Annotated in this window: 25 protein-coding genes; 5 read left to right on the forward strand and 20 right to left on the reverse strand. The window is 44.6% G+C overall.

Translation table 11 applies throughout. From position 1 onward, the window contains the following. Positions 1–3: 3 nt before the first annotated feature. The 8 genes from nusB to lpxD form a co-directional block, all read right to left on the reverse strand. The gene (gene nusB / locus CW735_RS12990; protein ID WP_071980083.1) at positions 4–426 is read right to left on the reverse strand and encodes a transcription antitermination factor NusB; all 423 of its coding nucleotides are present in this window, start codon (positions 424–426) and stop codon (positions 4–6) included. 12 nt (positions 427–438) lie between these two features. Then, complete coding sequence (ribH, locus tag CW735_RS12995) at positions 439–912, reverse strand: 6,7-dimethyl-8-ribityllumazine synthase (protein WP_071980084.1); 474 nt, start codon at positions 910–912, stop codon at positions 439–441. Between the two features lie 210 nt (positions 913–1,122). Beyond that, entirely contained in the window at positions 1,123–2,223 is a 1,101-nt protein-coding gene (ribBA, locus tag CW735_RS13000) for a bifunctional 3,4-dihydroxy-2-butanone-4-phosphate synthase/GTP cyclohydrolase II (RefSeq protein WP_071980085.1), read from the reverse strand. Between the two features lie 19 nt (positions 2,224–2,242). Continuing rightward, the gene (locus CW735_RS13005) at positions 2,243–2,905 is read right to left on the reverse strand and encodes a riboflavin synthase (RefSeq protein ID WP_071980086.1); all 663 of its coding nucleotides are present in this window, start codon (positions 2,903–2,905) and stop codon (positions 2,243–2,245) included. 20 nt (positions 2,906–2,925) lie between these two features. After that, on the reverse strand, positions 2,926–4,029 hold the full coding sequence (gene ribD / locus CW735_RS13010) for a bifunctional diaminohydroxyphosphoribosylaminopyrimidine deaminase/5-amino-6-(5-phosphoribosylamino)uracil reductase RibD (protein ID WP_442857512.1): 1,104 nt from the start codon (positions 4,027–4,029) through the stop codon (positions 2,926–2,928). A 50-nt stretch (positions 4,030–4,079) separates the two neighbouring features. Beyond that, the gene (gene nrdR / locus CW735_RS13015; protein WP_071980087.1) at positions 4,080–4,529 is read right to left on the reverse strand and encodes a transcriptional regulator NrdR; all 450 of its coding nucleotides are present in this window, start codon (positions 4,527–4,529) and stop codon (positions 4,080–4,082) included. 84 nt (positions 4,530–4,613) lie between these two features. Continuing rightward, positions 4,614–5,870 (reverse strand): serine hydroxymethyltransferase, encoded by a 1,257-nt coding sequence (gene glyA, locus CW735_RS13020; RefSeq protein ID WP_071980088.1) that lies wholly within the window; start codon positions 5,868–5,870, stop codon positions 4,614–4,616. Positions 5,871–6,032: 162 nt separating this feature from the next. Further along, positions 6,033–7,061 carry a UDP-3-O-(3-hydroxymyristoyl)glucosamine N-acyltransferase gene (gene lpxD / locus CW735_RS13025; RefSeq protein WP_100972514.1) on the reverse strand — a complete coding sequence of 343 codons (1,029 nt, stop codon included), beginning with the start codon at positions 7,059–7,061 and terminating at the stop codon, positions 6,033–6,035. A 295-nt stretch (positions 7,062–7,356) separates the two neighbouring features. On the opposite strand from lpxD, the gene ettA reads away from it, so the two are divergent. Both ettA and CW735_RS13035 read left to right on the forward strand, forming a co-directional pair. Next, on the forward strand, positions 7,357–9,024 hold the full coding sequence (gene ettA / locus CW735_RS13030; RefSeq protein ID WP_071980090.1) for an energy-dependent translational throttle protein EttA: 1,668 nt from the start codon (positions 7,357–7,359) through the stop codon (positions 9,022–9,024). Positions 9,025–9,215: 191 nt separating this feature from the next. Continuing rightward, positions 9,216–9,632 (forward strand): PilZ domain-containing protein, encoded by a 417-nt coding sequence (locus tag CW735_RS13035; protein ID WP_071980091.1) that lies wholly within the window; start codon positions 9,216–9,218, stop codon positions 9,630–9,632. 83 nt (positions 9,633–9,715) lie between these two features. Here CW735_RS13035 and radA read toward each other — a convergent pair whose 3' ends face one another. Further along, positions 9,716–11,083 carry a DNA repair protein RadA gene (gene radA / locus CW735_RS13040; protein ID WP_100972516.1) on the reverse strand — a complete coding sequence of 456 codons (1,368 nt, stop codon included), beginning with the start codon at positions 11,081–11,083 and terminating at the stop codon, positions 9,716–9,718. A gap of 185 nt (positions 11,084–11,268) precedes the next feature. On the opposite strand from radA, the gene CW735_RS13045 reads away from it, so the two are divergent. After that, on the forward strand, positions 11,269–13,782 hold the full coding sequence (locus CW735_RS13045) for a PilZ domain-containing protein (protein ID WP_071980093.1): 2,514 nt from the start codon (positions 11,269–11,271) through the stop codon (positions 13,780–13,782). A 56-nt stretch (positions 13,783–13,838) separates the two neighbouring features. Here the strand turns inward: CW735_RS13045 and serB are convergent, their stop codons facing one another. Further along, positions 13,839–14,831 (reverse strand): phosphoserine phosphatase SerB, encoded by a 993-nt coding sequence (serB, locus tag CW735_RS13050; RefSeq protein ID WP_232368283.1) that lies wholly within the window; start codon positions 14,829–14,831, stop codon positions 13,839–13,841. A gap of 132 nt (positions 14,832–14,963) precedes the next feature. Here serB and CW735_RS13055 point away from each other — a divergent pair, with 132 nt between their 5' ends. After that, positions 14,964–15,638, forward strand: a complete 675-nt coding sequence (locus CW735_RS13055) for a hypothetical protein (protein ID WP_198520971.1) — start codon at positions 14,964–14,966, stop codon at positions 15,636–15,638. On the opposite strand, the gene CW735_RS13060 is transcribed toward CW735_RS13055, so the two are convergent. The 10 genes from CW735_RS13060 to rpoE form a co-directional block, all read right to left on the reverse strand. Beyond that, positions 15,614–16,393 carry a TatD family hydrolase gene (locus tag CW735_RS13060; RefSeq protein ID WP_100972520.1) on the reverse strand — a complete coding sequence of 260 codons (780 nt, stop codon included), beginning with the start codon at positions 16,391–16,393 and terminating at the stop codon, positions 15,614–15,616. The genes CW735_RS13055 and CW735_RS13060 overlap by 25 nt on opposite strands. Before the next feature lie 27 nt (positions 16,394–16,420). After that, on the reverse strand, positions 16,421–17,059 hold the full coding sequence (gene pdxH / locus CW735_RS13065; RefSeq protein ID WP_100972522.1) for a pyridoxamine 5'-phosphate oxidase: 639 nt from the start codon (positions 17,057–17,059) through the stop codon (positions 16,421–16,423). 115 nt (positions 17,060–17,174) lie between these two features. Beyond that, a complete protein-coding gene (gene era, locus CW735_RS13070) occupies positions 17,175–18,101 on the reverse strand; it encodes a GTPase Era (protein WP_100972524.1) in 927 nt (308 codons plus the stop codon). Further along, the gene (rnc, locus tag CW735_RS13075) at positions 18,094–18,774 is read right to left on the reverse strand and encodes a ribonuclease III (protein WP_100972526.1); all 681 of its coding nucleotides are present in this window, start codon (positions 18,772–18,774) and stop codon (positions 18,094–18,096) included. Before rnc ends, era begins: the two co-directional genes overlap by 8 nt. After that, complete coding sequence (gene lepB, locus CW735_RS13080) at positions 18,774–19,676, reverse strand: signal peptidase I (RefSeq protein ID WP_071980099.1); 903 nt, start codon at positions 19,674–19,676, stop codon at positions 18,774–18,776. The genes rnc and lepB overlap by 1 nt, the downstream gene beginning before the upstream one ends. Then, the gene (lepA, locus tag CW735_RS13085; protein WP_071980100.1) at positions 19,676–21,472 is read right to left on the reverse strand and encodes a translation elongation factor 4; all 1,797 of its coding nucleotides are present in this window, start codon (positions 21,470–21,472) and stop codon (positions 19,676–19,678) included. The genes lepB and lepA overlap by 1 nt, the downstream gene beginning before the upstream one ends. 326 nt (positions 21,473–21,798) lie before the next feature. Next, positions 21,799–22,254 carry a SoxR reducing system RseC family protein gene (locus tag CW735_RS13090; protein WP_071980101.1) on the reverse strand — a complete coding sequence of 152 codons (456 nt, stop codon included), beginning with the start codon at positions 22,252–22,254 and terminating at the stop codon, positions 21,799–21,801. Further along, the gene (locus CW735_RS13095) at positions 22,247–23,266 is read right to left on the reverse strand and encodes a MucB/RseB C-terminal domain-containing protein (RefSeq protein ID WP_071980102.1); all 1,020 of its coding nucleotides are present in this window, start codon (positions 23,264–23,266) and stop codon (positions 22,247–22,249) included. Before CW735_RS13095 ends, CW735_RS13090 begins: the two co-directional genes overlap by 8 nt. Positions 23,267–23,400: 134 nt before the next feature. Further along, the gene (locus CW735_RS13100; protein WP_071980103.1) at positions 23,401–23,982 is read right to left on the reverse strand and encodes a sigma-E factor negative regulatory protein; all 582 of its coding nucleotides are present in this window, start codon (positions 23,980–23,982) and stop codon (positions 23,401–23,403) included. Positions 23,983–24,081: 99 nt separating this feature from the next. Further along, the gene (gene rpoE, locus CW735_RS13105) at positions 24,082–24,660 is read right to left on the reverse strand and encodes an RNA polymerase sigma factor RpoE (RefSeq protein ID WP_071980104.1); all 579 of its coding nucleotides are present in this window, start codon (positions 24,658–24,660) and stop codon (positions 24,082–24,084) included. A gap of 196 nt (positions 24,661–24,856) precedes the next feature. On the opposite strand from rpoE, the gene nadB reads away from it, so the two are divergent. Next, positions 24,857–26,542 carry an L-aspartate oxidase gene (nadB, locus tag CW735_RS13110; protein ID WP_100972528.1) on the forward strand — a complete coding sequence of 562 codons (1,686 nt, stop codon included), beginning with the start codon at positions 24,857–24,859 and terminating at the stop codon, positions 26,540–26,542. Positions 26,543–26,632: the final 90 nt, after the last annotated feature.

The following is a 26,632-nucleotide window of genomic DNA, read 5'->3' on the forward strand; positions in this document are numbered from 1 at the left end:
AGGTTAATCGCGCTCGTCTTTTCGCAGTGTTTTCACTGCTTTGTCGAGTGCACCATTTATGAATTTATGACTATCTTCAGCACCAAATGATTTAGCAAGCTCAATGGCTTCATTAATAATCACGCGGTATGGCACATCGATGCGTTCAGTGAGCTCCAGTGTTGCAATGCGAAGAATCGCTTTTTCAATGGCATCCAACTCTTCTGGTAATCGGCCAAGATAAGGCTTTATCGTCGCATCCAACTTACTTGCGTTATGGGCTACTCCGCGCAGTAGCGCTTGGAAATATGCCATATCGACCTTCTGCATGTCGTTACTGGTTGCTAACGCCAGTTCAACTTGCTGAATATCGTTATGACTCATTTGCCATGAATAAATGCCTTGCAAGGCTAACTCACGGGCTTTACGACGAGCTGAAACTTTCACTAAATAATTACCTTAAAGCTTTTCAACGGCATCGATAACGTTAACCATTTCAAGCGCGCCTAGTGCAGCTTCTGCACCTTTGTTGCCCGCTTTAGTGCCTGAACGCTCGATAGCTTGTTCTATTGAATCTGTTGTGATGACACCAAATGACAAAGGCACGCAGTATTCTAATGATACTTGCGCTAACCCCTTATTACATTCACCAGCTACAAAGTCGAAGTGTGGTGTTCCGCCGCGGATAACCGCGCCTAGTGCAATGATGCCGTCAAATGATTTTTTCTCGGCAAGTTTCTTAGCAACAATAGGTAGTTCGTAAGCACCCGGTACTCTTACAACCGTAATGTCATCACTGTTCACTTCGCCGTGACGCTCTAGGGTATCAAGTGCACCTTCTAATAAGCTTTCAACAACAAAACTGTTAAAGCGTGATACAACAATGGCGAATTTTTTACCCGTCGCACGGATGTTACCTTCAATAACTTGCATGTTTTCATTCCTCGAGAAAAAGCGGCGCGAAGTATACCATAACTGCGCCTAAACTAAATCGATTGTTTCTTTACCCAACAATTTTATTGTGCAGACCGCGCAATCGTTGAAAAGAAGGTTGATATTAATTAAAAGCAAATTTGTTCGCCGCCGAAGTAATTATGACGGCGATGCCTTTTAGAAATAAGGACTATTCAATGCGCTTCAGGGCTAATCGTGAACGTATTCCACAACCTCTAAGCCGTAACCTGATAGTGCATGATACTTTATGGGTTTACTTAACAGCCGCATTTTGTGAACACCCATCGATGCCAAAATTTGACTGCCCACACCTATTGTGCGAGAAGAACCTTGCCAGTCTGCACCAGCGGGGCGCTCTCCCCTATCTTCTGCAGCAAAGCGACGCACTTGATTTTCAATTTGTTCGTCTTTGCCAAGTAACACAAGAACTCCACCCTCATCGGCTATCTTTTGCATACCCTGAGACAATGTCATCGAGCGGTTAATACCACGGGTAGACCCGAGCAGATCACTAAATGTATTGTGCAAGTGAACGCGAACAAGCGTAGGCGTATTTTCTGAAACCTCACCCTTTTTCAACGCAAAGTGTAGCTGATTATCGATGCTGTCTTTGAATGTGTGCAGTTCGAAGTCACCGTACTCTGTAGGCATACTACACTGAGCAACTTTCTCTATCGTTGTCTCATTGAGATTTCTATATTCAATAAGGTCGGCTATTGTTCCAATCTTCAAATCATGCTTTTTGGCAAACGTTTCAAGCTCTGGCCTGCGAGCCATAGTGCCGTCTTCATTTAAAATTTCAACAATCACACCAGCGGGTTCAAGACCTGCTAAACGCGGTAAGTCTACGCCGGCTTCAGTATGACCCGCTCGATTTAATACACCTCCCTCTTTTGCAATAAGAGGAAAAATGTGGCCAGGCTGCACAATATCGGTGGCTTTAGCGTCTTTGGCTACAGCGGCCTTTATTGTTGTGGCGCGGTCGGCAGCGGATATACCCGTTGTAACCCCGGTAGCCGCTTCAATAGAAACGGTAAAGTTGGTGGAGAACTGAGCTTCGTTTTTATCAACCATCAAGGGCAGATTGAGCCTACGGCAACGTTCTTGTGTCATTGGAAGGCACACTAAACCTCTAGCATGGGTTACCATAAAGTTAATGGCTTCTGGCGTAACGTGTTCTGCCGCCATTATAAGATCGCCCTCGTTTTCACGATCTTCATCATCCATCAAGATAACCATCTTGCCTTGACGGATATCTTCAATTATTTCTTCTGATGTATTAAATGCCATATTCTTTCTTCTTGTAGGGTTATTTTTTTAAAAATCCATTCTCTGCTAGAAAGGCCATATCAATGCCTTTCGCGGCTGGCTCAGCCGCCTTGTCACCTAACATTAGGCGCTCCAAATACCGAGCAATGACGTCAACTTCCAAATTCACAGCAGTACCTACCTTATAAGTACCTAGTACTGTCTCTTTTAACGTGTGTGGAATAATCCATAACATAAATTCGGCACCATTAACTTCATTAACAGTTAAACTCACGCCGTCTACGGTTATGCTTCCTTTATGTGCGATATACTTTGCAATGGCCTCTGGAGCCTTTACCCAAATTTCAACATAGTCAGTGTGTTTAATAATTTGGCTGACTTCTCCAACACCATCTACGTGGCCAGATACAATATGACCGCCGAAACGGTCTGTAGGCCGCATCGCTTTTTCTAAGTTAACAGTAGACCCAACGCTGTAATTCTTAAAGCCAGTCAACTTGATAGTCTCAGTAGAAACGTCAGCGCAATAATAATCATCACCCGCATCGGTTACCGTCAAGCAGACGCCATTAGTTGCAATGCTGTCGCCAAGGGCTACATCAGTCATATCTAAATGCTGAGAAGATACAGTTAGCCGAATATCTTTGCCTCGGTTATCTAACTTTTGAATTGTACCCAGAGCTTGAATAATACCAGTAAACATAGCTTTCCTCTTTGCCGCGTTTAATCTCGCGAGCTATCTGTGTCCGGTCGATATACAAGCTTAATGTCGTTACCAACCTGACGATTTTCAATAAGCGTGAGTGAAATAGATTGCTCAATAGAGGTATAGGATGGCAGATTCACCATACTCATGCCTTTATTTCCCAATAACATGGGCGCTTGATAACAAATAAATTCATCAACTAATCCAGCGTCTAATAGTGCGCCTGCCAAACCAGGACCTGCTTCTACCCAAACCTCGTTATATTGCTTGTCACCAAGTGATTGCATAAGAGCGTCTAAATCAACTCTTCCCTGCTTTGGTGTGATGGTTAAATAGTGGCGAGCGGCCGTGTCAGGGTGAGGGTTAATGGTGGCTATGAGCGTTGTATTTCCGTCCTTCAAACACTGATAATCTGAGTTAACTACCTCTTTACTATCCACCACCACGCGAGTAGGTTGACGAATTCTTTCAAGTGGATAGTGGCTAAACTGCGCTTCGTTTGCCCGTACCAATAAGCTAGGATCGTCAGCTATCACGGTGCCAGAGCCAGTAAGCACACAACAACTACTGGCGCGATAGCGCTGCACATCTCTTCGGGCCTCAGGGCCTGTTATCCATTGGCTTACACCATTTTCTAACGCTATTTTGCCGTCTAAACTTATACCGAGCTTAACTCTGACGAAAGGTTTTCCAGTAAGCATGCGTTTAATAAAGCCAGGGTTAATTGCCGCAGCCTCTGCAGCCATAACACCGCTTACCACTTCAATTCCTGCTTCCTGCAATTTTCGTATCCCATTGCCGCTCACATTTGGGTTAGGATCTGTCATTGCAATGACTACCTTGCCAATGTTGGCCTTTATAAGTGCTTCAGCACAAGGGGGAGTACGACCATAGTGGCTGCAAGGTTCAAGTGTGACATAAGCTGTAGCATTGCTAAGCGTGTTTCGACCAGCTTTACTGGCTTGCTTTAACGCGTGTACTTCAGCGTGAGGTGTTCCGGCCTGTATATGAAAGCCTTCGCCAATACATTGATTGTTTCCATTAACAATAACACAGCCTACTCTGGGATTGGGCGACGTGGTGTAAAGCCCTTTTTTGGCAAGTTGAATGGCTTTCGCCATCCAATAATAATCAGATTTTATGCTTTTATGCTGCACGTGCTGTCCTGTAGTCAGTCTCCGAGTCTCGCGATTTCTTCACCGAATTCTCGTATGTCTTCAAACGAGCGATAGACCGACGCAAACCGCACATAAGCTACTTTATCTAGCTCTTTTAACGCTTTCATGATGAGTGTACCAAGAAGCTCACTTTCAACTTCTCGTTCACCAGTTGCTCTGAGTTCTGATTTAAGGGATAAGATGCACTGCTCTACTTTTTCAGTACTGACGGGGCGTTTTTCGAGCGCTCGTTGTAAACCAGCCCGCAGTTTATCCTCATTAAAAGGCTCCCGCGAACCATCGCGTTTTATCACGCGGGGCATAACTAGTTCGGCACTTTCGAAGGTAGTAAAACGCTCATGGCACTGGGCGCATTCGCGTCTTCTGCGTACTTGATGCCCTTCTGCAACTAGCCGAGAATCGATGACTTTTGTCTCTTGCGCTGAGCAAAAAGGGCAAAACATAGAATATCCTTTATTATTGCGTACTTAGCCTAAAACATCTCTGCATTAGTACCAAAGTACGCAATAAAAGACAATCTTATTTACTTAAGCGTAAACAGGATATTTTGAGCACAACGCAACCACTTCACTTTGAACGCGTTTGATAACAGACTCATCGCCCATGTTATCAAGAACATCGCAAATCCACGTTGCTACTTGCTCTGCCTGCTCTTCTTTAAAACCTCTGCGAGTAATAGCTGGGCTACCAATGCGAAGTCCGCTTGTTACAAACGGAGAGCGAGGGTCGTTTGGCACTGAGTTTTTATTAACCGTTATATTTGCTGCACCAAGGGCCGCGTCAGCATCTTTACCAGTGATATCTTTATCAATAAGGTCTAGTAAGAATAGGTGGTTGTCAGTACCGCCAGAAACAATTTTGTACCCGCGGTCTTGCATTACTTTAACCATCGCTTTCGCATTTGCAACAACCTGCTGCTGGTAAACTTTAAACTCAGGTTCAAGTGCTTCTTTAAATGCCACGGCTTTAGCAGCAATAACGTGGCAAAGTGGGCCACCTTGGTTGCCAGGAAATACCGAGCTATTAAACTTTTTATAAAGCGTTTCGTCGCCGCACGATGAAAGAATAAGACCGCTACGAGGACCCGCAAGGGTTTTGTGTGTCGTTGTGGTCACAACGTGTGCATGCGGTAATGGGTTAGGATATACACCCGCGGCAACCAAGCCTGCAACGTGAGCCATATCGACAAGTAAGTATGCGCCTACGCTATCAGCGATCTCTCTGAACTTAGCCCAGTCAACAACGCCTGAGTATGCAGAAAAACCACCTATGATCATTTTAGGCTTGTGCTCTTTCGCCAAAGCTTCTACTTGCGCGTAATCAATTTCGCCCGTTTCATTGTTTAGTCCGTACTGAACAGCGTTGTACGTCTTGCCCGAGAAATTAACGTGAGAACCGTGGGTAAGGTGTCCGCCCTCAGAAAGGCTCATACCTAATACAGTATCACCAGCATCTAGTAACGCCATAAATACGGCAGTGTTTGCCTGAGAACCTGCATGGGGCTGTACGTTCGCGTATTCAGCACCAAACAGCTGTTTAGCTCTATCAATGGCTAGTTGCTCAACTACGTCAACATGCTCACAACCGCCATAGTAACGCTTACCCGGGTAACCTTCGGCATACTTGTTAGTAAGCTGAGAGCCCTGAGCTTCCATCACACGTGGGCTACAATAGTTCTCAGAGGCAATAAGCTCAATGTGATGTTCTTGACGCTCAACTTCATTTGCCATTGCTTTGGCTAATTCTGGATCAAAGTCAGCTATGTTCATTTCGCGAGAAAACATGGGGGCTCCTTAACTGCGATTATTTTTTGGCATGATGCGTCGGATATGGACTGCATAATTTTGCAGCCATATTCTAGTCATTTTCGGATGCTTGTATACCGCTTTATGGCTAAATTAATTTAAATGGCGTAGGTTTAACGTAAATCGCAGGCTACAGGCACATCAGACCTGTTTTTCTAGCGCTTTTACACGGTCAAAAAGGCTACCAATCTTTTGTAAGCGCACCGCATTTTTACGCCATTCTCTGTTTGTTTGTGCTGGTTGTCCTGATGAATAGACACCGGGTTGCGTAATGTCTTGTACCACCATGGTGTAACCTGTTACCTGCACATTGTCGCAAATGCTGATATGGCCATTGATTCCTACCCCACCAGCAATAATAACATGCCGGCCGATGTTGCAGCTTCCCGCAATACCAGTAGCACCGCAAATACAGGAATGGTCACCAATAACACAATTGTGACCAATTTGAACTTGGTTATCTATGATAACGTTAACACCTATAACCGTATCGTCTAGCGCGCCTCGATCGATACTAGTATTGGCGCCAATCTGACTGTCATCACCAATGCGCACACCACCGAGTTGGGGAATAGGCAACCAAACGCCCTTATCGTTTGCATAACCAAAACCCGACGAACCGATAACGGTTTGGCTGTGAATAGTCACCCGCTTTCCTATTACAACACCGTGATACACAGTAACGTTTGGATAGAGTGTACTTCCCTCTCCAATATGAGCGCCTTTTCCAACGACGGTATTGGCACCTATGCTCACGCCATCACCAAGCACAACGTTATCCTCAATAATAACGTTGTGGCCTAACACTACATTGCTACCTATCCGCGCTGAAGACGCTACTTTTGCAGTATCTGCAATACCGGTTGCTACCACGGGTGTCGTGTCGAATAACTGCGCAATGCGAGCAAATGCAACGTGTGGATTGTCTACGATAAGCGCCGCCCCGATTACGCTCTCTTTTACATTTTCGTGAACAATCACCGCTCCAGCATTTGTGCTTTTCAACTGCGACTTGTACTTAGGATTAGTCAAGAAAGAGATTTGGTGACTTTGCGCACCAGACAGTGTGGCAACCGAAGATATAGTAATGCCGCTATCTCCCTGAACAACCCCACCTACGTGGTTGGCAAGTTCTTCTAAACAATAATGACCTTTATCAATGGTTGTCATACGCTTCATTACCTATTTAATTTCTGACCGTTTGTATACTTTATGTTGCCGTAACTCGTTCAACTCGTATCGACTTTCGAAATAACAAAAACCGTTTTGCTAGTTCGGAGGTACGTTTTTTCGCTAAGTTTAACTGATTTCTTTTCATGCTTTGATGCAATATTGGATTTTGATGCATTAAGCGAACAAAAAAAACGCAACTGCCGCATACAATGGCTTTACGCACTGGCGCGAGCTATAGTGTTGCGATTACAATATCATTTTATTTTCACCGCGTTTTTAGCGAGGTTAGAGCATGGCTCAGTACGTTTATAGTATGCACCGCGTTGGCAAAATTGTGCCACCGAATCGACAAATTTTAAAAAATATCTCTCTTAGTTTTTTTCCAGGAGCAAAGATCGGAGTTCTAGGCTTGAATGGCGCAGGTAAATCGACATTGCTGCGCATAATGGCAGGCATTGATACCGAGATCGAGGGCGAAGCCCGTCCACAGCCGGGTTTGAAAATTGGTTACCTCTCTCAGGAACCAAAGTTAGACGAGACTAAAGATGTGCGTGGCAACATCGAAGAAGCCGTAGCCGATGTTAAACATGCTCTCACCCGTCTAGACGAAGTTTATGCAGCTTATGCAGACCCAGATGCTGACTTTGACGCCTTAGCAAAAGAACAAGGTGAATTAGAAGCAATCATTCAGACAAAAGACGGCCATAATCTTGATAATGTACTTGAGCGAGCCGCTGATGCGCTAAGACTTCCTGCATGGGATGCCGATGTAAGCAAACTTTCGGGTGGTGAAAGAAGACGGGTTGCACTATGCCGTTTGTTGCTGGAAAAACCTGAAATGCTATTACTTGATGAACCGACGAACCACTTGGATGCTGAATCGGTAGCCTGGCTTGAGCGCTTCTTACACGATTACGAAGGTACCGTTGTAGCGATTACCCATGATAGGTATTTCCTGGATAATGTTGCTGGATGGATTCTGGAGCTTGACCGCGGTGAAGGTATTCCATGGGAAGGTAACTACTCATCTTGGCTTGAGCAAAAAGAAAGTCGTCTTGAGCAAGAGGAGCGCGTTGAATCGGCCCGCAAAAAGAGTATTAAACAAGAATTAGAGTGGGTTCGCTCTAACCCTAAAGGCCGCCATGCAAAAAGTAAGGCTCGTATGGCTCGCTTTGAGGAACTGTCTACAAGTGATTACCAAAAGCGAAATGAAACCAACGAGCTCTTTATTCCACCTGGAGAGCGACTGGGCGATAAAGTCATTGAAGTGTCGAACTTGAAAAAATCATATGGCGACCGTGTTCTCATTGATGACCTTTCGTTTAGCGTACCTAAAGGTGCCATTGTGGGTATTGTGGGGCCAAACGGGGCTGGTAAATCTACCTTATTTAGAATGTTAACGGGGGCAGAACAACCTGACTCGGGAACGATTGATTTAGGTGACACCGTAAACATTGCCGCTGTCGAACAGTTCCGAGACCACATGAATGGAAAAAATACTGTGTGGAAGGAAATTTCAGACGATCAAGATATTATTCGAATTGGCAACTTCGAGATAAACAGTCGCGCCTATTGCAGCCGCTTTAACTTCAAAGGCAATGACCAGCAGAAGTTTATCAAAGACTTATCGGGTGGAGAGCGAAACCGTGTGCATTTAGCTAAGCTTTTAAAAGCCGGCGGCAACGTGCTTTTACTCGATGAGCCCACCAACGACCTCGATGTGGAAACACTCCGAGCATTAGAAAATGCTCTGCTTGAGTTTCCGGGTTGTGCCATGGTTATCTCGCACGATAGATGGTTCTTAGATAGGGTTGCAACTCACATTATGGACTATCGTGATGAGGGGAATATTAACTTCTTTGAAGGGAACTATGCCGATTATGAAACCTGGCTCAAACAAGAGTTTGGTAAAGACGTCGTAGAGCCTCACCGTCTTAAATACAAACGTATGGCGAAATAAGAATAGCTTTCAAAGAGGCCTTCTTAACTGGAGGCCTCTTTTTTCCCCTTCCACTTTTTCTATACACCATTTCGAAACTACGTAAACTCCGATGCACATGAATACAAAAACATTTTTTCTCACGTGACATTGCGAACCTGTCATTATTCACCAATACTGAGAGTATCAGGGTATTTTTTAAGATTTTATGTATGACAGATAAGCGCCAGTTCCAGAGGGTTGAATTAGACGTTCCAGGAACACTCGCCCACGAAGGAAAAGAAATACACGTCATTGTTCATGATGTATCGTTGCAAGGGATAAAACTGCTTGCTAGCGAAAGCGCTTTATCAATACTCCCTTTTGATAGTCACGACCCTTACGTGGCAACATTTCAAGCTAATGAAGACAGCCCTGAAATTACACTTTACATAGAACAGCTTTATCGACATGCAGATACCCGACAGTCGCTGGTTTCTCTGGGCTGTAAAGTCGCCCGAATGGACATTAACTGTGTAAGTGCACTCAGGCGGCTAATTGCGTTAAATAGCGAAGATGAAGGCATTGAAGAGAGGGATTTAAACGCCCTAGTCAACGCTGTTTATCAGCACGAATCTAAGGCGGGTTAAAAACATTGGAGTGTGAAGTAACACTATTCAGTATCTAACGATTACTCCACAGAGATCACTCGATAACGATCACTCCATAACGATCACTCCAAAGCGTTCAGTGCTTCGCTAAGCCGAGCAACAGGTATAACTTTCATCCCCTGCATAGTCTGCTTCGGCATATTTGCTTTTGGCACTATAGCGCGTTTGAAGCCATGCTTTGTAGCCTCAATGATCCGCTCTGTACCGTTGGGAACAGGTCTTATTTCTCCTGCCAACCCCACTTCACCAAAAACAATGAGATCGTTGGGAAGCGGACGATTTCTAAAACTGGAAATCATTGCGAGTAAAAGAGCTAAATCTGCACTGGTTTCCGTTACTCTTACCCCACCAACTACGTTCACAAATACATCTTGGTCGTTCATTTGAACATTACCATGACGATGTAGAACAGCGAGCAGCATCGACAAACGATTTTGATCGAGTCCTACGGCAATTCGTCTTGGGTTCGACATTTGCGAGTAATCAACCAAAGCTTGAATCTCTACGAGAAGAGGCCGAGTTCCCTCCCAAATGACCATCACACTAGAGCCCGGCGTTTCATTCTCATCACGACTTAAAAAGATTGCCGAAGGATTTTTTACCTCCTTGAGCCCCTTTTCTGTCATTGCAAAAACACCGAGTTCATTAACAGCACCAAAACGGTTTTTGTGGCTTCTTAGGGTGCGGTAACGACCGTCACTTTCCCCTTCCAGCATCATTGAGCTATCAATACAGTGCTCTAGCACTTTCGGCCCCGCCAAATTACCGTCTTTAGTAACGTGACCGACAATAAACATAGCAATATGGTTTTGTTTGGCAAAACGCGTTAAATAGGCCGCACTTTCTCTCACTTGAGACACGCTGCCCGGCGCAGACTGAACATCGGCAACATGCATAACCTGAATAGAGTCGATGACCATAATTTTTGGGCTTTCAGCCAAGGCCAGCTCGCAGATAGTTTCTACGTTGGTTTCTGCCAGCATCATTAAGTTGTCATCAGGCAAAGCAAGGCGCTTTGCCCTCATTGCAACCTGCTGCAGAGATTCCTCTCCCGTGACGTAAAGGGCTTTCTCTGTTTTAGCCATCTGACACATCACTTGTAGCAGCAGCGTACTTTTTCCGGCTCCAGGAGACCCGCCGATCAACATAGCAGCTCCTGGAACAATACCGCCACCTAATACTCTATCTAACTCTTTAAAACCGGATGAGAATCGGGGAAGTGCCTCTAGATCGATGGCGTTTAGCTTTTCAACTTTTGCTGCCGTTTGCCCAGCGTAACCTGAATTTACCTGTCTAGTTGCGGTTTTAGCACTTGCCACCACAAATTCGCTTATCGTATTCCACGCTTTGCACTCTGTGCATTGTCCCTGCCACCGAGGAAATTCTGCGCCGCAATCGGAACACACGTAGGCAGTTTTACGTTTTGCCATTTTCCAGTTTTATCCACAAGTTAAAAAGAGTATTCTATCATTAAATGGCGTTAGTTTAAGTACAAGGCTTTCTTGAACTTAACCGAGAAAAAGACGGATGCCGGCCAAGGGTGCGAGGTTAAGGACTTTTCACACATAGCCGATAAAAACTAAAATGAAAAAGTAAACAGTGAAGTTGCGCATAGATGAGTCAAGACTTAGCACAGTATAAAGACATAATTGAACAGTTGAAGCCTGTGGTGAATGAGCCTGAGTTCAATCAGGTATTGCAGCAAGTTGCAGCTGATGTTCCCAAAGAAAAGCGCTTTCTTATAAAAATGGAAGTAAAGCGTCTGGCTAAGCCGTGTCTTCGCACAATCGACCTTCGTGGCAATGTTGATGGCAAGTGTAAAAAATATACTCATGAAGGTCGAAATCACTTCATGGACGACATCGCTGTTGATAAATTCGAAGAACAACTTCGAATATTTGGCCGTTACACCTATGGTGTATACGAAGCAGTACAAAGCACAGAAAACAACTTCCGCCTTATGCAAGAGCGAGAAATTGCGCAAGAGAGAGCAGAAAGAGCACAGCCCGATGCTAGGAAACGTTCTGCGGTGCTCGAGCAGTTCAAAGTAGATACGGTAAACCTGCTAGATTATCAGCAGCGCAATACCGAACGCATGAATTTTGCTGTGGCGGTGGAGATATTCAACCAATACAATGAGTCTATGCGGGGCCTCAGTGTTGATATATCACTTGAAGGATTACAAGTTAAACTCCCCAAAGATATTATCTTCGAGAAAGGTGAACTACTTTTCGTTTATTTTAGAGGGCTTGAAAACGAATTCACTTTAGATAAAAAGCACGGTATTGCTTATCGATTAGTGAAGATTTCCGAAAAAAACGATGTAAAATATCTAGCCTTTCAAAGAGCGGTAGACCACCCAAATAAAAGCTTCGATAACTTTTTAGAAAGTTTTATACACGGTAACAAACGCCGATATAAAGTGAATATGAATAACACCATTGAGGCTATCACCAGTAAAATTTCTGAACAATACTTTTCACCCAGAAGCCCTACTTTGCCGGTTTACATTGACGTGGTAAACGAAACGCTCGTTCCCCGGTTTGCCATGATGAATGAAGTAAACCGGGAAACTATTCAGTACTGGCAAGATGAAGAAAATACCTGTCGCTTGAGCTTTCTACTGACTCAAGAACGTTTGCATCACCTGCTCAGAAAGTCAGACGAGGTGAGAGAATGTTTTATTTTTAGCTTCACCCATCTGCAAAATAGTAAGGTCTATTTTTACTCGGCATCTTATGAAGAGCTGCAACAAAAAGAATTACTAAAACAGGTATTTTTAGGCTTTGGGTCGAAAAAAGCGAGTTGGCGAGTGTTTAAGGTAACGCTTACAGACATGACTCCAGAGCAGGCCCATATTCCACTTTCGATTCCTGATTCTGTGGGTAGTAAAGTAAAAAAACTAAATACTCCTCCCTCTGCACGGTTAATGGGTAGACTCAAAAATCTGCGTTATTTAGCCCATGTGACAGACGTGACCTCGTTGACGGGACAAGAAACTTACAGCGATTTTAAATTTAACCGTGAAAACCTTTCCTATTTAAAGAATTTTGGACACCCGCGTAGTCGAGCTCCCTCAAAGATAGAAATTGTTCGATTTAAAAATGAGGAACTACGCATAGAAAGCCGCTATCGACTGCGTACGCATATTGAGGTGCGCTTTAACGGCGAGGACACTGCTCACAAAGGCGTGAGCGAAGATATTTCTGTAAGGGGCTTAGGGCTTCGGGTGGAATTAACCAAAGAATATGGAGGCAGCCTGGAAGATCGTGTAGAAGTGGCTTTTCCGCGCCTTCAATCGATTACAACTTCTTTTGATGTTATGAACCTTCAATACGACATTGTTTATCACAATATCGAGAAGAACATCTTACACCTGAAAGCAGCACCAGGAGAGGAAGGTAAAACCGCCCGAAACTTCTTCGAAGAGTTAATAAAGAAAAACAAAGCCAACCTTCAAGCTGAGTCTGATGAAGAAGAAATTCCAGGTATGGGGCAAGCACTACGCTGCATAAATGCAAGAAATGCGACCTCTTTATCATTTCTGATGAGCAGGGAAGGAGTACGGTATACGCCGCAAGCTGGTATTATCGGGAAACAGGATGAACGAATTACTTTGCTAACCACGCAGTATGCAGAAAGAGGAAAAGTGAATCTTGAATTCTTATTCCGCGATCGAAAATCAGACTCGCCGTTTGTACAAAGCGGTATAAAAACAGTTAAGCTGGAAAATATGCCGTTGCGCCAAGAGCTTTTTGTTTCTTTCGACAATTCTCAAAAAGATTCTCGAATGGCTATAATTCCTCGCTATTCTCATAAGTTCGACAACAATCAGCAAAGAAAGAGCTTCATAAGGGAAGCCATGAATAGAGGGCAGTTCATTGCTATCCATGTGATGTTAACAACAACGGGGAAACCCGATCTCTCTATGCTACAAACAGAAATTAACTACGTCACCATGTACGCGATGCACAGAGCAAGGGAGCTTGAGAAGAAAATGTGGAGCATTGCCGCTTGCTCTCATCTAATTGATGTTACTGATGAAGTCTTAATTCGCTACGGCTTTAGCAGTGAGGAGATTACTCAGAATAGAACGCCCTTAGGCACCTCTCAGCATCAAAGCGCCTGACTTTAAGAGAAGCCGATTTCAGCATACAAAGCTAGATGGCTGAAATCGGCTTGCTACTATTCGCTTAAAAAGTAAAGTAAAGAGTGAAGACTACCGGCTCGAATTGCCACGTCGGCTTTTTCGTTGACCACAGGCTTGCCATGACACGCCACACCCAACGCTGCCTCTTTCATCATAACGAGATCATTCGCTCCATCTCCCATTGCTACCGTTTGCTCACTATCGATGTTCCATTTTGCAGCAAGTTGTTTTACGGTCTCTGCTTTCACATCTGCATTGACTATTTCTCCAACTACCTTCCCAGTAAGTTGACCGTTGTCGACTTCCAGCGTGTTTGAGGTAGCAAAGTCCAGCTCTAGTCGTTGTTTTAAATGATCAGCAAAGTAGGTAAAACCACCCGACGCGATGGCCAGTTTCCATCCATGCTTTTTGAGTTCGCTCAGTAAGGCTTGGATCCCCGGCATTATCGGCAAGCTGTCGCGAATTTTGCGAAGATGTTCCACAGGTACACCTTCTAAACAGGCTACACGATGGTTAAGGCTTTCGTTAAACGCAATCTCTCCCCTCATGGCTTTTTCTGTAACTTCAGCCACTTCTCTACCAACATCAGCTAGCTTTGCAATTTCGTCAATACATTCAATGCCAATAACTGTACTGTCCATGTCCATGACCAACAAGCCACCTTTTGACAAAGATGGCTGTGAAAGCTGCAAACCAATGTCTATGTTGAAAGTTGCAGATAACGCACTCAGCATTGCTTTTAATTCGGACTTGTTGTCTTTTAACAGGTTACCTCTTGCCACTACCACATCATCACCTAGCTGCTGGTGTAAATGATGGAACGCAAGCGCACCCGTGTCGAAATGTGACTGAATGTCAGATAACACATTGCCAACAATATAAGGCGTTAATGCTTGACCTATAATGGTTAAAGACGCGTGAAAGTCTACGCCGGTACTCTGTCCGTTTATTAAACCGGCTAACGCTGATGATGAATGGATACTATCGCTTTCCTTGTCGCCTAAACGAGATTTAAAAGTGTCGAGCACGGCTGGGAGTTCCTTAAACATTGAAGTGGGCTAATGCTACCCAATTGGGCGCCGTAATAAAATATGGTCTTTCAAATTAGTAAGATTTATCCTACTGTTATCGATACATTTATCCTTTTACGGAATTTTATATTGGCAAAGGCCGAAACACCGTTAACAACTGCATCAGTAAACCATTCCCACTCTCTTTACACCGTTATAAAAAGAGTGATGCATACGCTATTGGCTAGTCTTGTTATTGCTCTATTAGTTGCGTTACTGCTTATGCTGCAACGTTACCAACAAGAGTGGCTGCATGCTCAAACCGCCTATGCGGGAAACAGTGCCGCCCGTCAATACGGCAAACTATTACAACCGTTAATGAGCAAGCCTGACGCCAATGACGACAAGAGTGCCAATGCATCTGTTGCCCCTCAACTCGGCAACCTCAATTCAGTAATAAAGGTTTTAGCTGACGAGCCCCATGTCCTTGGTATCTCAGTATTTGATGAAAAAGGTCGATACCTCGCACCTTTACCTAAAACCGAAAGTGTAGTCAGTCTTAATCAATCGCAAGACGTGCTGCCTATCACGTTTGTTGAATCGATTGTTAGCGAGCAAGGGCAAGTTGTTGGCTACCTTCACATACATATGGACACAAAGAAAGTGTTAGAGGCGCCGTTGTCGCTTCGCTCTCAGCTGTTTGTGATTGCGGTAATAGTTTTATTTATTGCGTTGGTAGTAGGCATTTACGTGACAAGAGGCTTTTACAAATTCCGGCCTTGGCTATTGGATGTCATCACTCAAATATTAAAAAGGCGATTGTAATTTGTTGTCGTTATATTAATAAGCTCAGATGGCTCGATATCGCTAAGCGCTGTCATTGCGTCTATCACATCGGTAATAAAGCGTGGCATATTGGTCTTACCTTGTCTCCCCGACATCGGCATATCCGGTGCATCCGTTTCTAGTAATATTCTGTCAGAATAGTAGCGGATAAGATGAGCTACTGTATCTCGCGTTTTCTTCGCACGTTCATAGGTAATTGTTCCGCCAATACCAAGATAGAACCCTTTGTCGATATAGCGTTCTGCCACATCGATACTGCCCGAAAATGCATGTATCACGCCAGAGCCTGAAAATACCGATGACTTAAGTGCTTCAAGTAGCAGGTGGTGAGACTTACGATGGTGGAGAATAACTGGCAGGCCTTGCGCTTCTGCAAGATTGAGATGGGCGTGAAGGCTTTGCTTCTGCATTTTCATACATACAGAGATATGACCGTCTAACCCTGTCTCACCAATAGCGCGAACGTTACTATCAATGGTCTTTTCTAACAGAGCCAGTGATTCGGACAATGACTGCTCATTCTGCAAAAGAAAATAAGGATGTAGACCTATCGCGATATCAATCGGCAAAATATCAGAATACGTATTTTGGTAGTATCGTAATGTACTCCAAGACTCGGGAGTGATCCCCGGTACCATGAGCCTCTTCAAACCATTTTGTTTTGCAGTCGCTAATACGTGTGGAATGTCGTCGCATAAGGGGGGTAGGTTAAGATGGCAATGACTGTCTATCATATTCCCCCCTAATCACGCGTATTCCAATTAAGGCATAAGCCGTTGGGTATTCCACTGGCCTTGCTCGTCTACATTGTATTCAATTCTGTCGTGGAGCCTATCTTCACCACCTTGCCAGAATTCGATTTGATGCGGCACTATTCTAAATCCGCCCCAAAAATCGGGCACTGGCAGTTCTTTGTTAGCAAATTTATCTTTTAGCTGCTGGAACTGAGTAAGTAGTAACTCTTTACTTCCAATGGGCTTACTTTGTTTGGACGCATAGGCTGCCAGCTGACTGTCTTTTGGACGAGAAAAAAAGTAGGACGCATTTTCAGTCGTTGACAATTTCTCTACTACCCCGCAAACCCGCACCTGACGCTCCATAAAAAACCATGGAAAATGGCAAGAAACCTTAGGGTTTGACGCTAGCTCCTGAGCTTTGCGACTTCCCAAATTTGTGAAGAAAACAAACCCGTTTTTATTTACATCTTTAAGTAATACTATGCGCTGAGAGGGTTGACCAGTTGAATCAACGGTAGCCACCGTCATAGCAGTTGGATCAGGTATGTTTGCGTCAATAGCGTCTTTAAGCCACTTATCGAACAATTGAAAAGGAGTGTCGGTTAAGTCAGACTCGCTCAAGGTTCCCTTTGAGTATTGCCTACGCATATCAGATATAGCCATCAGTCTCTCCCGCGCAACCTAGCTAAAACTACTTTTAAAAAGCGTTAATAGGTTGCGCATATACGAAAATCTACAAGACCTTAAAAACGGAAAAGGGCTAGGAAGGGATCACATACTACAGGTTGCTGTCATCGCCATAACCCAGTGAGCGCAAAGCACGCTCGTCATCAGCCCAACCTTGCTTCACTTTCACCCAGAGTTCTAGAAACACTTTATTATCGAAAAGGTTTTCCATATCTTTGCGTGCATGCTCGCCAATGGTTTTTAGATGCTTTCCGCCCTTACCTATTATCATCCGTTTTTGTGTTTCACGCTCAACTAGAATAAGACCACTTATTCGATAGACGCCGTTTTCGGCCATTTTGAACTGCTCTATTTCCACCGTAGTTGAATAAGGTAATTCGTCACCGGTAAAGCGCATTAGTTTTTCGCGGATAATTTCTGCGGCCATAAACCGACTTGAGCGGTCGGTAATATAGTCCTCAGGGAAAAAGAATTCACTTGAGGGTAAAAATTTAGCCACGAGCTCGCGAATATCATCAACCATTTTACCCTGCTTCGCACTAATGGGGACAATATGTTCGAAACTGTGTTTTTCACCAAGCATGCGCAAGTGGGTAACAAAGCCTTCTCTGTTCTCAACCTTGTCCATTTTATTAACGATGAGATAGCACGGTAGGTTAGACTGTTTGACCTTGGAGAGCACCATTTCATCTTCGGCATTCCAGCGATCGCCTTCAATCACAAACAGTACTAAGCCCACCTCGGCAAGTGAACTTGACGCAGCGCGGTTCATGTAGCGGTTAATGGCGCGCTTTTCGTCTTGGTGAAGTCCTGGCGTGTCAACATAAATAGCTTGGTACTCACCGTCAGTATCGATACCCAGTATGCGGTGTCTCGTGGTTTGTGGCTTTCTTGAAGTAATACTTACTTTTTGACCAAGCAGACGATTTAGCAAAGTGGATTTACCAACATTCGGACGGCCTACAATGGCAACTAGACCACAGCGTGTCTGCGGTTCACCTTGATCAATATTAGTCATCGAGCTTCTCCAGCGTTAGACGGGCTGCTTCTTGTTCGGCCTTACGGCGGCTATTGCCAGATGCTTTTACTGGCTCAGCCAAGCTTTCCACTTTGCAGCTAACTTGGAAGACTTGCGCATGGTCCTTACCTGAAATGGACAGCACTTCGTAGGTAGGAAGAGGAAGTTTACGACCTTGTAAAAATTCTTGCAGTCGCGTTTTATTGTCTTTTGGATGGGCATTGGGGTCGAGTTTGCTGATCCTGGTTTCCCAGAGTCTGTCGATAACACCACGAACTTCGTCCATGCCAGAGTCTAGATATATGGCGCCAAGCAGTGCTTCAACGGCATCAGCTAATATAGAGCTTCGGCGATTGCCACCGCTTTTTAATTCACCGGGCCCCAAGTTCAGTAGCTCACCCATACTCGCCTCTCTGGCCAACTCGGCAAGCGTATCGCCTTTGACCAAAGTAGAACGCATTCGGGTTAACTTTCCTTCAGGCACATCGGGAAACCGCTTATAAAGGGTTTCGCCAATAATCATGCCTAAAATGGCATCTCCCAAAAACTCCAGACGCTCGTTGTGGAGCTTAGCTGCGCTTCTGTGAGTAAAAGCTTGGTTCAGCAACGCCACATCGTTAAATGTATAGTCTATCGCCTTATAAAGACGATGATATTTATCGATTCCTTGCATCAATGAATGCCGCCTACGCGTTCAAAGCGAATGCCTGTTGGTATCCACGAAGGCAACATATCTTCCTGTTTACGTTCAAACTCAAATGAGACCCAGATAGCGACGGCTTTACCCACTAGATTTTCATCAGGTACGAAGCCCCAAAAGCGGCTATCTCGACTGTTGTCTCTATTATCCCCCAACACGAAGTAATGGCCTTCAGGCACTATCCACTCGTTGCGGCGTGTTCCTGGCTGGGTGTAAAAATTCACCGGAGAGATATCGCGCATTGGGTGGCGTAAAATATCATGCTCGATATCACCAAGGGATTCTGTATAGCGCATCAGCTGTGCCATATCTTGAACAAATTCACCTCGCTCTTGAAACGAAAGTGGAACAGCCTCTAATTTAGGACAGTTGTTTTTATCTGTGCATTTAGGTTTTATAAATACCTGCTTATTTTGATAAACCACGGTATCACCCGGCATGCCGACTACGCGTTTTATATAGTCAATTCCAGTGTCTTCAGGATATTTAAACACAACCACATCACCGCGCTCTGGAGCACCAGTCTCAATAAGCTTGCTACGAAAAACAGGGTCTTTCACGCCATAAGCAAACTTTTCAACTAGAATAAAATCCCCTACTAACAGCGTTGGCATCATTGAGCCTGAAGGTATTTGAAACGGTTCATACAAAAAAGACCGCAATACCAATACAAACGCAATAACCGGAAAAATTTGCTGGGCGGTATCGACCATATATGGCAACTGAGGATCTTCACCATACCCCGCGTTCTCTGCTGTTGCTGCCGCCTGCAATCGAGCTTTGCGCTTTGGCGCAAACACTAGGCTATCGACTAGCCAAATAAGCCCTGTAATTAGTGTTAGCGCCACTAAAATCAGGGAAAAGTAGTTCGCCATTATTTACCTACCTTCAATACTGCAAGGAACGCATCCTGTGGCAGTTCAACGTTACCCACTTGCTTCATGCGCTTCTTACCTTCCTTTTGCTTTTGAAGTAGCTTTTTCTTACGACTAACGTCACCGCCGTAACACTTAGCAATAACGTTTTTACGTAATTGCTTAACCGTGCTACGCGCAACAATATGGTTTCCAATAGCTGCCTGAATGGCAATATCAAACATTTGTCTTGGTATTAATTCACGTAATTTTTCAACCAGTTCTCGACCGCGGCCCTGAGAATTTTCTCTGTGCGTAATAACCGCTAACGCATCCACTCGTTCCCCGTTTATTAGAATATCCACACGCACCATGTCAGAGGTTTGGAAGCGTTTAAAGTTGTAATCTAACGAGGCAAAACCACGGCTAGTCGACTTTAAGCGGTCGAAGAAATCTAGTACAACCTCAGCCATAGGAAGCTCGTATGTCACTGCAACTTGTTTGCCGTGATAGGTCATGTTTGTTTGCATGCCGCGCTTTTCTACACAAAGCGTAATAACATTGCCAAGATATTCTTGCGGAACCAAAATATTCGCTTCGACTAGAGGCTCTCGAATTTCTGCAATATCATTCACCGGCGGCAGTTTCGCTGGACTGTCCACCGTCAGGGTTTCACCCTTTGTGGTTTCAACTTCGTAGATTACTGTTGGCGCTGTGGTGATAAGACCTAAATCGTATTCACGCTCTAGACGCTCTTGAATGATTTCCATATGCAGCATGCCAAGGAAACCAATTCTGAATCCAAATCCAAGCGCTGCTGAACTTTCTGGCTCATAAAACAAAGACGCGTCGTTCAGGCTTAGCTTCGCAAGCGCATCGCGGAAATCTTCATAGTCGTCAGAGCTAATTGGGAAGATACCGGCATAAACCTGAGGTTTGATCTTCTTAAACCCTGGCAGCATTTCGGTAGCAGGCGCTTTGGCTAATGTGATGGTATCGCCTACCGGCGCACCTTGAATATCTTTAATGCCGGCAATGATGAAACCAACTTCGCCAGCTCTGAGAATACCTGTATCCAGAGGCTTTGGCGTAAATACACCAATTTTATCAACTTGATGAATTTGTCCGTTCGACATGATTTGTATCTTGTCTTTTTTGTTGAGTTGCCCCTCAACAATACGAACTAGCGACACAACACCTTGATAGTTATCGAACCAAGAGTCTATGATCAGCGCTTTAAGCGGCTTTTCTCTATCTCCCTCTGGCGGCGGGATTTTGTTAACAATAACTTCAAGTACATCTTCAATACCAATGCCTGTTTTCGCAGAGCAGCGAACGGCCTCTAGTGCGTCAATGCCCACTATATCTTCGATTTCTTCTGCTACGCGGTCAGGATCGGCTTGAGGTAAGTCGATTTTATTCAAAATCGGAACCACTTCCATATCCATTTCAATTGCAGTGTAACAATTTGCTAGTGTTTGAGCTTCTACGCCCTGACCTGCATCAACAACCAACAGTGCTCCTTCACAGGCAGCCAAAGAGCGCGACACCTCATAAGTGAAGTCGACGTGTCCCGGAGTATCAATGAAGTTCAACTGATAAGTTTCACCGTCTTTGGCGTTGTATTCCAGCGTTACGCTTTGTGCTTTAATTGTAATTCCGCGCTCTTTTTCCAAATCCATGGAGTCAAGAACCTGTTCAGCCATTTCACGGGTGGAAAGTCCACCACAATGCTGAATAAGACGGTCAGACAAGGTCGATTTACCATGGTCAATATGGGCGATAATACTGAAGTTACGAATGTGCGATTGTTGCATAATGCTGGAAATTACCTGCAGAAAAATTCATTAAACGAAAAATACCACTCGCTTCACGCTAAAACGTAAACGCGGCGCGTGCGGATTTTACCCATTTATCCGCTGAAAAGCGAATTAGCAACAGCATATTTTGCTAAAAGGCGTATGCGATGAGATGAACTGTTAATGAAGAAAGGTGGAAAGAGATTGATGTGATGATTACTAAGGATGTAAATGCGATAAGGTTGAGCGGGCTAGGGATTGTTAGAAAGCAGGTTGATACAAGGTGGACGGTAAGTGAGCTTTAGAATAGTTGAAAGCAATAAAAGCTTACGTTAAGGGCATTGTTACTCATTATCGGCAAAATGAGTGTTGAGTAACACGGGTTGATACTTTGATGATTCAACACGACGCAGCTTTTTCGCAATGTATTTATACACAATAACCGTTGCAACTACGCTAGGTAAAACACCCCACAATTCCTGCGTAAGATTCATTTGCTGTAGAAAATAAGACGCAAGTGAGAAGCAAATAATAAAAGAGATTAGGGGCAGTAAATAAAGCCATGCCGATGCACTAAGCACACCCGCTTCAGGTATACCAATAGTGACATTTTGCCCCACTTTCACCGTCATGGGGGTAGATAATGTTAGCCGCTGCGTCTTAGGCGCTAGGGCACGAGATATTGCGCCGGTACCGCAGTCGCTCTGCGCCTGGCAACTGCTGCATGTTGACTTTATCGCAGCTTCAACTGTCACTTTGTCGCCCTCTACAGCAACGACTCTTGCTGACTCTTTAATCATTGTTTTTATTAACTGAACTGATTGATGTCGCGATGGCTTTCGCAGTTTGTAACGGAATTTCGCCAAGTATCGTCACCTGCGCTTTTCCCGCTTTCAACGTAAGAAATGTACTCACTTCATTACGTAGGGCTATATCGCCACCTAACGCATCTTCAGCAGGCTGGACATAAACTGAAACATCTACTAATCCATCACTGAACATTTTGTATTCTACTACTTGTCCAGTTAACGCTAAACGTCGAGTATCCCTTTTCACTTCGCTCATACCAACAGGCAAATAGTTAACCTCCCACCCGTGCGCTCGCGACTGTGTACTTGGCATTGTTATAGGGTCTGGTAATGACGATTGATTGATGCGAGAAAAATAAACAGAAGGCGTTTCCGTGATAGTGAACGCACTCACTTGAATTTGTTCTAGCACGCCCCCCTGCAAATCGAGCATGTTGAGTTTTAATAACATGCCAGACTCTTCATCTAGCCAAAGTTGGTAGCCAAAACGCGTGTTATCTCGACTCACCACTCGTATTTGCTGCGCCGGACGCCCAGCTACCCTCGCCCTGCCAACAAGTACAAACTCATAGCTTTGCAGCAGCTTCTCTGGGTTGTGCAATAGAAGGCTTGGAATGGGCCCATTGATGAAACGCGAACGGATACTATATGGCTGGGTATCAGGCTCGAAAACACTCACGATACTGTCAACACGAATAAGCTCTCTGCCTGGCCCATTTTGCAGATTTAACTGCTCTACCTTGGTCCCATCATCAAGAACCGCATGTCTCCACAGATAGGGAACCGTTTCCTTACCCACCGTCGTTTGCACGAAAGAAACTTGGTAATTTGCTGAAGTAATGAGTGACTGGAGTCGATTGAGCCACTCTACCGACGTTGTAGGCGAAGCGCTCTCATCACTTTCTTGGTTCGTAGGTTGCAAGTTTGATTGGGCATTTGACGAAAATGGCGTAACAAAAGAGAGTGTGAGTAAGAAAAAGAAAACAGATTGATTACAGCGCATTTTTCCTTGCCTTTAAAACAGACATACCAGCACGACTAAATGCTGGTATGTGAAGAAATTAATTGAACACTTTTCGCACAACTAATTGCGTGACCTCTTAGGGTAATTAATCATGCTCATTGGACTGATAGTGGTTAAGGACGATCTGGTTCCTCAGATACCTTTTCCTCTTCATCTATCTGTACCTGTTTCAATTTTACTTGCTGCTCGTGGTCTGCGATAAGCGCATTAATTTTGCGTTTTTTAGCCAGCACTTCGTTCATATCGTTACGCGGTAACGTTCGAGTTTGTTCTAGGCTAACTGGCGCAAGACCGCCCTGAGGACCAGCAGTTGGGGCAGTAGTGAAAGGTTCAGACGGCGCCGGTTGATTCAAATGCTGAACCCCTAAAATAACTGCTAACGCTACTGAAGCTGCCACGGCAAATTGTCCAGATTGTGCAGCAAATGGAATAACATTGCCGAGCACAGGGATAGAGCGCCATCGAGATGTTTTTGGTGCAACAATCGCTGGCTCATTATCTAGCGCAGCAGCGATGCTCGCAGTAAGGTCCATTTCTGGCGCTACGCTCGCTTCTTTTCGCATTGTACTTCGGATGACGTGGTATCTCTGCCACTTAGCTTGAAGCTCCTCATCTTGCTTTATAGCATCGATGATTTTATCGTCTTCTACTTCACCATCCATGAATGCGGACAATTTTTCTTGCTGTTGCGTCATATATTCATATCCAGATCTATTTGATCGTTAACTACCCTAACACAGCTGTTAGTCATCTCAGAAAAAAGAAAGTTCATCTTTTTTAGAATTTATTTAAATTTAATTTTCTAACAGCGGTTGAATCACTTTGTCTATTGCTTCTCTTGCCCTGAATATGCGAGATCTTACTGTGCCAACAGGACAAGACATAACACTTGCTATCTCTTCATAGCTAAGACCTTCAATTTCACGCAGCGTAATTGCCATTCGCAAATCGTCGGGAAGCTTTTCGACTACTTTAAACAGGGTTTCCTCTAATTCATCAGAGAGTAAACTGCGCTCTGGTGTAGATTGCTCTTTAAGCGCATCACTTCCCTCATAATAGTCAGCCTCTTCTGCGTCCACATCACTAGCAGGTGGCTTTCTCCCCTGGGAAACGAGATAGTTTTTCGCGCTATTAACCGCTATACGGTAAAGCCACGTGTAAAAAGCACTATCTCCACGAAAATTAGGTAACGCCCGATACGCTTTAATAAAGGCTTCTTGCGTAACATCTGCTACGTCGCCAGTATTTTTCACGTACCTAGAAACTAAATGCATAACTTTGTGCTGATAACGTGTTACCAACAAATTAAATGCGTTCTTATCTCCACGTTGTACTCTTTCGACCAGCTGCTGGTCGGTTATCTGCTCGCTCATTCGAGCCATTACTCCCTACTTCACATACACAATAGCTCTATTAAGCCTGTGTGTAGACGTGTTCTTCTAAAAAAAGTTCTAATAAAGCATTAAATATTTTAAAAATACTTTACTCACGCCCTAAGAATTATTGTGTTTTGCCACTCATCCATTAGACTTGCCGAACCTTTGCTCGTTTGAAATGATATAAAAATACATGAAATCTGGATCGTCTTCACTAACTTCCACACCAAATGGCATAGAACATCGGTGTGATGTGTTAATAATCGGGAGCGGCGCGGCTGGTTTAAGTTTAGCATTAAAGCTCGCAGATCACTGCCAAGTCATTGTGTTGAGTAAAAGCGACAGAAACGAAGGCTCTACTCGCTACGCACAAGGCGGTATTGCCGCGGTATTCGATGAGCAAGATTCTATCGACGCCCATGTTAACGATACATTGAACGCGGGCGGAGGCTTGTGTGAGGAGCCGGCGGTTCGCTTTACTACAGAACGAGCCAAAGAGGCACTAGAATGGTTAATAAGCTATGGCGTGCCCTTCGACAGAGAGAAAACCGAATCTGGCGAAGACAAATTTCACCTTACTCGTGAAGGGGGTCACAGCCACCGCCGTATTCTTCACGCTGCAGACGCGACCGGCGAAGCGTTACAAATAACCCTAAACGACGCTGTATCTACGCACCCTAACATTCATTTTTTTGAACGTTATAATGCAATCGACCTCATTCCTTCACAAACAGAAGAGAATACCTGTGTTGGCGCCTATGTGTGGAACCGTCAACAAGAACATGTAGAAGTCATTCGCGCCCCCTTTATCGCTCTAGCAACTGGGGGTGGGAGCAAGGTTTACCAGTACACCTCTAATCCTGATGTTTCGAGCGGCGATGGCATTGCCATGGCGTGGCGCGCAGGGTGTAGAGTGTCTAACATGGAATTTAACCAGTTTCACCCTACTTGTTTATTCCACCCGCAGGCACGCAATTTTCTTATTACTGAGGCATTACGAGGCGAAGGCGCCAACCTCTGCCATGCTGACGGTACTCGGTTTATGCATAAATTTGATGAGCGCGGTGACCTTGCCCCACGAGATGTGGTAGCGCGCGCCATCGACTATGAGATGAAGCGACTTGGCGCAGATTGTATGTATTTAGATATCAGTCACAAACCTGCTGACTTTATCGTTAAGCATTTTCCGAATATTTATCGAAAATGTCGCTCTCTGGGTATCGACATTACGCGAGAGCCTATTCCTGTGGTACCGGCAGCACATTACAGCTGCGGCGGAGTTGTTACAGACTTCAACGCAAAAACTGACTTAAATAACGTTTACGCCATTGGTGAAGTAGCCTATACCGGCCTTCATGGCGCGAACCGAATGGCGTCGAACTCGTTACTTGAATGCGTTGTTTTTGCTAGCGCCGCTGCAGACCATATTATCAGTAGTCTTCCGACACAAGATTGTGATGAAGTGATTGCGCCATGGGACGAGAGTCAGGTGTCGAACTCAGATGAAGAAGTCATTATTCAACATAACTGGCACGAACTCAGACTGTTCATGTGGGACTACGTTGGTATCGTTCGCACTGATAAACGCCTAGAGCGCGCTATGCGCCGTATCAAATTGCTCGAACAAGAAATCACTGAATATTATTCTCACTTTAGAGTAAGTAATAATTTACTTGAATTGAGAAATCTCGTGACGGTTGCTGAACTTATTGTTCGTTGCGCTATGGCCAGAAAAGAAAGCCGTGGACTGCATTTTAACCTAGACCACCCTGGTCAACTGAGCAACCCTAAACCCACTGTTTTAGTGCCGCGGAAACAGTTGTCGGGTGAAGATGTAGGTGCGTTAATTACCGAAGGCAGCTTTAGCGGAATGTCATAACGACATTTCTCACTGCCTCTGATAACCCCGATAGCCTGCTCGAAGCAACAATCTGGTTAGGGCGCGTCAGAGGCAGTAATTAATAATCAA

Source organism: Alteromonas sp. MB-3u-76 (assembly GCF_002831605.1).
GTDB lineage: Bacteria > Pseudomonadota > Gammaproteobacteria > Enterobacterales > Alteromonadaceae > Alteromonas > Alteromonas hispanica.

What these genes read in the sequence shown, in the direction of transcription:
- ribH (WP_071980084.1), bottom strand. Translation starts at nt 912, where the DNA reads ATGCAAGTTATTGAAGGTAACATCCGTGCGACGGGTAAAAAATTCGCC.
- ribBA (WP_071980085.1), bottom strand. Translation starts at nt 2,223, where the DNA reads ATGGCATTTAATACATCAGAAGAAATAATTGAAGATATCCGTCAAGGC.
- CW735_RS13005 (WP_071980086.1), bottom strand. Translation starts at nt 2,905, where the DNA reads ATGTTTACTGGTATTATTCAAGCTCTGGGTACAATTCAAAAGTTAGAT.
- ribD (WP_442857512.1), bottom strand. Translation starts at nt 4,029, where the DNA reads ATGGCGAAAGCCATTCAACTTGCCAAAAAAGGGCTTTACACCACGTCG.
- nrdR (WP_071980087.1), bottom strand. Translation starts at nt 4,529, where the DNA reads ATGTTTTGCCCTTTTTGCTCAGCGCAAGAGACAAAAGTCATCGATTCT.
- glyA (WP_071980088.1), bottom strand. Translation starts at nt 5,870, where the DNA reads ATGTTTTCTCGCGAAATGAACATAGCTGACTTTGATCCAGAATTAGCC.
- lpxD (WP_100972514.1), bottom strand. Translation starts at nt 7,061, where the DNA reads ATGACAACCATTGATAAAGGTCATTATTGTTTAGAAGAACTTGCCAAC.
- ettA (WP_071980090.1), top strand. Translation starts at nt 7,357, where the DNA reads ATGGCTCAGTACGTTTATAGTATGCACCGCGTTGGCAAAATTGTGCCA.
- CW735_RS13035 (WP_071980091.1), top strand. Translation starts at nt 9,216, where the DNA reads ATGACAGATAAGCGCCAGTTCCAGAGGGTTGAATTAGACGTTCCAGGA.
- radA (WP_100972516.1), bottom strand. Translation starts at nt 11,083, where the DNA reads ATGGCAAAACGTAAAACTGCCTACGTGTGTTCCGATTGCGGCGCAGAA.
- CW735_RS13045 (WP_071980093.1), top strand. Translation starts at nt 11,269, where the DNA reads ATGAGTCAAGACTTAGCACAGTATAAAGACATAATTGAACAGTTGAAG.
- CW735_RS13060 (WP_100972520.1), bottom strand. Translation starts at nt 16,393, where the DNA reads ATGATAGACAGTCATTGCCATCTTAACCTACCCCCCTTATGCGACGAC.
- pdxH (WP_100972522.1), bottom strand. Translation starts at nt 17,059, where the DNA reads ATGGCTATATCTGATATGCGTAGGCAATACTCAAAGGGAACCTTGAGC.
- era (WP_100972524.1), bottom strand. Translation starts at nt 18,101, where the DNA reads ATGACTAATATTGATCAAGGTGAACCGCAGACACGCTGTGGTCTAGTT.
- rnc (WP_100972526.1), bottom strand. Translation starts at nt 18,774, where the DNA reads ATGCAAGGAATCGATAAATATCATCGTCTTTATAAGGCGATAGACTAT.
- lepB (WP_071980099.1), bottom strand. Translation starts at nt 19,676, where the DNA reads ATGGCGAACTACTTTTCCCTGATTTTAGTGGCGCTAACACTAATTACA.
- lepA (WP_071980100.1), bottom strand. Translation starts at nt 21,472, where the DNA reads ATGCAACAATCGCACATTCGTAACTTCAGTATTATCGCCCATATTGAC.
- CW735_RS13090 (WP_071980101.1), bottom strand. Translation starts at nt 22,254, where the DNA reads ATGATTAAAGAGTCAGCAAGAGTCGTTGCTGTAGAGGGCGACAAAGTG.
- CW735_RS13095 (WP_071980102.1), bottom strand. Translation starts at nt 23,266, where the DNA reads ATGCGCTGTAATCAATCTGTTTTCTTTTTCTTACTCACACTCTCTTTT.
- CW735_RS13100 (WP_071980103.1), bottom strand. Translation starts at nt 23,982, where the DNA reads ATGACGCAACAGCAAGAAAAATTGTCCGCATTCATGGATGGTGAAGTA.
- rpoE (WP_071980104.1), bottom strand. Translation starts at nt 24,660, where the DNA reads ATGAGCGAGCAGATAACCGACCAGCAGCTGGTCGAAAGAGTACAACGT.
- nadB (WP_100972528.1), top strand. Translation starts at nt 24,857, where the DNA reads ATGAAATCTGGATCGTCTTCACTAACTTCCACACCAAATGGCATAGAA.